This is a genomic window from Erwinia sp. (assembly GCF_031978025.1).
Classification (GTDB): Bacteria; Pseudomonadota; Gammaproteobacteria; order Enterobacterales; family Enterobacteriaceae; genus Erwinia.
Genome location: NZ_DALZCD010000272.1, coordinates 1 through 5832 on the forward strand (window position 1 = coordinate 1; position 5832 = coordinate 5832).

The 5832-nt window shown below is 54.7% G+C and carries 2 protein-coding genes and 1 pseudogene; 1 reads left to right on the forward strand and 2 read right to left on the reverse strand.

Annotation, left to right across the window (positions count from 1 at the left end; genetic code table 11):
* Both RTK32_RS17945 and RTK32_RS17950 read right to left on the reverse strand, forming a co-directional pair.
* On the reverse strand, positions 1-2593 hold a 2593-nt coding region (locus RTK32_RS17945), incomplete at its 3' end, for an amino acid adenylation domain-containing protein (protein WP_312046379.1).
* Positions 2594-3046: 453 nt separating this feature from the next.
* Positions 3047-3151: pseudogene (locus RTK32_RS17950) on the reverse strand (ABC transporter ATP-binding protein); the annotation flags it as partial.
* A 764-nt stretch (positions 3152-3915) separates the two neighbouring features.
* Between RTK32_RS17950 and sltY the strand changes: the two are divergent.
* A partial coding sequence (gene sltY, locus RTK32_RS17955; RefSeq protein ID WP_312046381.1) for a murein transglycosylase occupies positions 3916-5832 on the forward strand: 1917 nt, incomplete at its 3' end.

Sequence of the window (5832 nt, forward strand, 5' to 3'; positions counted from 1 at the left end):
CCTGAAAATCATTGCGCCCCAGATAGTCGATGCTGCCGTCGTCCAGCCAGCGGGCCAGGTCGCCGGTTTTATACAGCCGGCCTTCACCGCAGGTGCTGAAAGGATCGGCGATAAACCGTTCCCTGCTCAGTTCAGGACGATTGAGGTAGCCTCTTGCAACCTGGATACCGCCAATATGCAGCTCGCCGCTGATACCGGGCGGAACGGGTTGCAGCTGCGCGTCAAGAATATAGAGGCGAGTATTGGCAATGGGTTTGCCGATGGGGATCAGCGGACGCGGATCCGCAGGCGAGCAGTGCCATGCAGAAACATCCACCGCCGCTTCCGTCGGGCCGTAAAGATTGTGCAAAGCCGCCTGGGGCAGCAGCTGGTGACAGCGCTGCACGGTAGCCAGCGGCAACGCCTCGCCGCTGCAAACGATGCGTTTAAGGCTGCCGCACTGGTTCATGTCACCATGGCGTAAAAAAAGTTGCAGCATGGAAGGGACAAAATGCAGCGTGGTAACCTGGTACTGCCGAATAACCTCGCTGAGGTAATCCGGCTCGCGGTGACCACCAGGTTTCGCCAGCGCTAACCGTGCACCTGTCATCAGCGGCCAGAAAAACTCCCAGACCGAGACGTCAAAACTGAACGGTGTTTTTTGTAATACCGTCTCTGTCGGCAGAAGCTGATAAGCCTGCTGCATCCATTTCAGCCTGTTCATAACGGCCAGGTGTTCATTCATTACGCCTTTCGGTTTACCGGTCGAGCCTGAAGTATAAATAACATAGGCCAGCGAGCGCTGTGGGCTGTCACAGGCAGCGAAAAGGTTGCCGGTTGGCGCCTCCCGCCAGTGTATTTTATCGTTCAGCAGATGCAGGCGGGGAACCGATCCTAGCCCCCGCAGGGCTTTCTCACCGACGTCGTCAACCAGCAGTGCGACGGCGCCGCAGTCTTCAAGCATATGTTCCAGACGCTCTCGCGGGTAGTCAGGATCAAGCGGTACATAGGCGCCGCCTGCTTTCAGTATCGCCAGCAGCGCGACCACCATCTCAAGACTGCGCTCAGCGCAAAGCGCCACGCGATCGTCCACCTTAACGCCCTGCCTGCGTAAATGCCAGGCCAGCTGATTAGCCTGGCGGTTGAGCGATTGATAACTGGTTTCCTGGCTGTGGCCGCAGAGCGCGATGGCGTCGGGACGGTCAGCGACCTGCTGTTCAAAATAGCGGTGGATACCTTCGGGAAAAGACCAGTCCTGCTCCGTAGTGTTCCAGTGATGAAAAATATTTTTCTGCTCGTCGGGCAGCAGCAAAGGCAGGTGCGCCACCGGCAGATCCTGAGGACCGTCCAGGATAGCCGTCATCATTTGCAGCAGGCGATCGGCAATATGCTGTGCTTCTTCCTCGCTAAACCACGCCAGATTGACGTTGCACTCAAGCAGCGGGTCGTCGCCGGGATGGTAATGCCGTAAATACACGGCCAGCGGCATCTGTTCATGGTGATGGCGCATCGCCTCGACTTTTAACGGCAGGCCGTTCAGCTCAATGTCGGTCGGAAACGTTTCCAGCGAAAAGCTCAGGTCAAACAGCTGGCGGCGACCCTGCTGGCTGAGACGCAGATGGCGATTCAGCTCGGCGATGGGAAAGCGCTGGTGGCGATAGCTTCGACGCAGTTCGTCAGCCACCTGTTTGATCAGGGGGGCAAAAGGCTGGCTAACGTCGATAGCCAGCCTGGCCGGGATCATCGATGAAAACATGCCGGGGGTTTGCTTATAGCGGGCGCCGCTGCGGTTATGTACCGGCATGCCCAGGGTAAGCGAGTCGGTCTGCCACTGACGAGCGAACCAGCAGGCGAGAAGCGCGCTAAAAAAATGCATGGCGGAGCCGCCGTGCTGCTGTGCAAAGTTTTCCAGCTGTTGATAACGTGCCGCCGTAATACGCCGCACCGCGTGCGCACTGGGCCAGGCTTTGTTTTCCTGAAAGCCCTGACGGCGCTCCAGCAGTGAAGCGGGCGCCTCGGCAAAATGGTTAATCCAATATGTCCTATCGTGCTTATAGCGTTCGGAGCAAAGATATTGCTGGTCGCGGCTAATAAAATCGCTATAGCCCGCAGAAATAACGGGCGCACAAGGCGCTTTCGCCTGTAATGATTTATAACGGGCCATAATCATTTTACTTAACAGCGAAACTGAGGTGCCGTCGGCAATGATATGATGCGTGCTGAACAGCCAGAGCGTTGTAAGATCATTTACTTTAACCGTTATGCTGCGCCAGAGCAGTTCGCCATGTAATTTAAAAGGTTTAATAAACTGGCGGCGAATAAACGCTTTGGCTTCATCTAATGACAGAGACGCCTGACTGACATCGTGGTATTCAAGAGAAGGGGCTTTTTTATGGACGGTCTTCTGATTAATGCCGTGTTCATCTTCTTCGAGAATGATATTTAACGCGTCATGCTGCACCATCACTTTCCTGATGGCGTCATGTAATAGATCGGCGGTAAATGCCGTATCGATGTGCCATAGCGCGCCCACGTTATAGCAGGGCGCTTCTGGGGTCAAAAGCTGATCAAGCCACACGGCTTGCTGTACAGTAGTCAAAGGAAAAATAGCCACGCAAATACCTCCGATGAGGGATAATTGGAAAAAATAAATCAATAACAAGGTGGGTGATTATATGAATTTTACAAAAATAAGATATGAAAAGATCGGATAATATTTATAAGTGAATTAACCTTAATTAATATGCCGTTAATTTTCTGCACGGAAAAAATAATTATTGTTTGATAAACAATTGACTAAAGGGTAATAGAGATCCTGGTCTTTTTTAGAGATGGTGGTACAGCGCTATTAAAGGAGGGTTATTACAGGATTGTACAGATAGGGGATTATTGGTGTGGCGATGTATTTTAGGGATTGGCGTATATTTATCGCTGCGAATAATGTTTAAAGTAATCTTGCGGAAAGTTCAGTGGATATAATTGAGATGGCAATATATTAATCGCTAAATATTAAGTCTCGCCGCAAAAAAAACACCGCCTGCGATCTCTTTTAGCTCAGGCGTCACCATTAACTAGTGACCAGCTCGCGTACGCCGTCCGCTTCCATCGTTTCGCTCCGGCCGCGCTGCACGATTTCGCCGCGCGACATGACCCGATAGCTGTCTGGCAGCAACGGAACAAAAAAAGCGGGCCTGGAGACTATGAGGCTGTGCGGGAGCGTACAGAAGCCGGGGCCGCAGCGAACGGCACTCAGGCCGTGCGTTATGAGTCTGCCGGAGGGGGACTTGTCCGCCTCATTTTGCTGCAGCCAGTCGGCCACCAGGTGAAGCAGGATAATGACCACGATGGTGCCCGTTTCCAGCCACCGTCTGGTGACGGTCGTTAATACCGAAGCGACCAGCAGCACGCAGACCGGGGCAGTCAATAAGGGGAGCGACGGCGATACCCGCTGACGTTGCGGCAGCGTATCGGGGGCGATGCCTGTCAATGCCCTTGTGCTTCTTCTGTACAAAGTCCCGATGCATGGCTGTGCATTGTTCTTATTACGCCAGCCGCATCATAGCGAGACCAGGCAGGCGCTGATTTTAATTTTTGCATCACGGGTCCTCCTTACGAGGAAGGGATAAAAGATCTGCTGCCAGTGACATATGCTCAATGTGGCACATGGCTGTTTACCGCTGGTCAGGCAAAAGGGCGATATAGTTGATACGGGCGAGAAAAGATATGCTGCAGGAAAGCCGCGCGGGGAGGGTTGATCAAAATTAACCTTTAGCTGGCCAAAACGGCCTGACGAAGGCTGACTGACCTGACGTTCAAACAGGTCAGGTTAAGTAAATTTGCCGATGCGGCATAGCGAGAGTCGCCAGGCCTGGTTAGCATGTTTAGAGCTTTAATGGTAAGCACAGGACAAAGAGAGGCGTTAACGTGGGAAAGGTCATGGCGGACAGGTGGCAGTTTTGGGCGGCAGGCGTTTGCCTGGCGATCGTGGCAGGCACGGCGCAGGCGGATTCGCTGGATGCGCAACGTACGCGCTATTTGCAAATCAAGCAGGCCTGGGACAATAAACAAATGGATCAGGTCGCGCAGCTGATGCCCGGGCTGCGCGATTACCCGCTTTATCCCTATCTTGAATATCGCGAGCTGGCGCAGAGTATCGATCAGCAGAGCAGTTTCGTTATTAACGACTTTATTAAAAAATATCCTACGCTGCCGCCGGTTCGTGCGCTTTCATCCAGCTTCATCAACGAGCTGGCGCGACGTGAAGACTGGCGCGGCCTGCTGGTGTTCAGCCCGACCGAACCCAAACCGGTTGCCGCACGCTGTAACTGGTATTACGCCAAATGGGCGACTGGCGAGCAGCAGGTGGCATGGAAAGGCGCTAAAACGATCTGGCTACGCGGCACCTCGCTGCCGCCGGGCTGCGACAGGCTGATCGGCGCCTGGCAAGCGGCAGGTGAACAAACGCCCATTACCACTCTTGAGCGTATTCGGCTGGCCATGGTGGCAGGGAACAGTAACCTGGTGAATTCCCTGGCGGGGCAGCTGCCGGAGGATTATCAGACTATCGCCAGCGCGGTAATGGATTTACAAAATACGCCACAAAACGTAGAAGCCTTCGCCCGTATCGCTGGTCCAACCGATTTTACCCGTCAGGCCACGGCCATCGCTTTCGCGCGCGTGGCGCGTGAAGATGCTGAAAACGCTCGCGCTATGATCCCCTCGCTGGTGCGGCTACAAAAGATGAGCGAGCAGGAGGAGCAGGGGTTGAAGGAAGCGGTCGCCTGGCGCCTGATGGGCAGCGACGTCACGACCGAGCAGGCGCGCTGGCGCGATGACGTGGTGATGCGCAGCGATTCTGACGCGTTGATCGAGCGCCGCGTCAGGATGTCGCTGGGCAATAACGATCGTCGTGGATTAAACACCTGGATCGCCCGCCTGCCTGTGGAAACCAAGCAGAAGGATGAGTGGCAATACTGGCAGGCCGATTTGCTACTGGAGCAGGGCCGCAAAGAGGAAGCCGACAAGATCCTGCGCGGCCTGATGCAGGCGCGCGGCTTCTATCCGATGGTCGCTGCCCAGCGCCTTGGCGTCGCCTATCCCCTGCAGATAGATGAAGCACCTTCGGTCGCGCGCAGCCTGACTGAGGGGCCGGAAATTGCCCGCGTCCGTGAACTGATGTACTGGAATATGGATAATCTGGCACGGACCGAGTGGAGCTATCTGGTCGGCAGCAAAAGCCGCAGCCAGCAGCAGCAGCTGGCACGCTACGCTTACGAACAAAACTGGTGGGTGCTCAGCGTGCAGGCGACGATTTCCGGCAAGCTGTGGAACAGCCTGAAAGAGCGTTTCCCGCTGGCTTATCAGGAGCAGTTTAAGCGCTACACGGAAGGTAAAGCGATCCCTGTCAGCTACGCTATGGCGATTGCCCGTCAGGAAAGCGCCTGGAATCCGAAAGCCCGTTCGCCGGTTGGCGCGTCTGGCCTGATGCAGGTTATGCCTGCTACCGCACAGCATACGGTGAAAACCTATAGCCTGCCGGGCTACAGCAACACCAGCCAGCTGCTGGATCCGGAAACCAATATTCAGATTGGTACCCAGTATCTGGAATCGGTCTATCAGCAGTTCGGCCAAAACCGTATTTTTTCTTCGGCAGCTTATAACGCCGGTCCGTCGCGGGTAAGAACCTGGCTCGGAAACAGCGCCGGACGCCTGGATTCGGTTGCTTTTATCGAAACCATTCCTTTTTCGGAAACTCGCAACTATGTAAAAAACGTGCTGGCTTACGATGCTTACTATCGGCACTTTACGCATCAGTCGGATAATATTCTCTCTGACGGTGAGTGGCAGCGACGC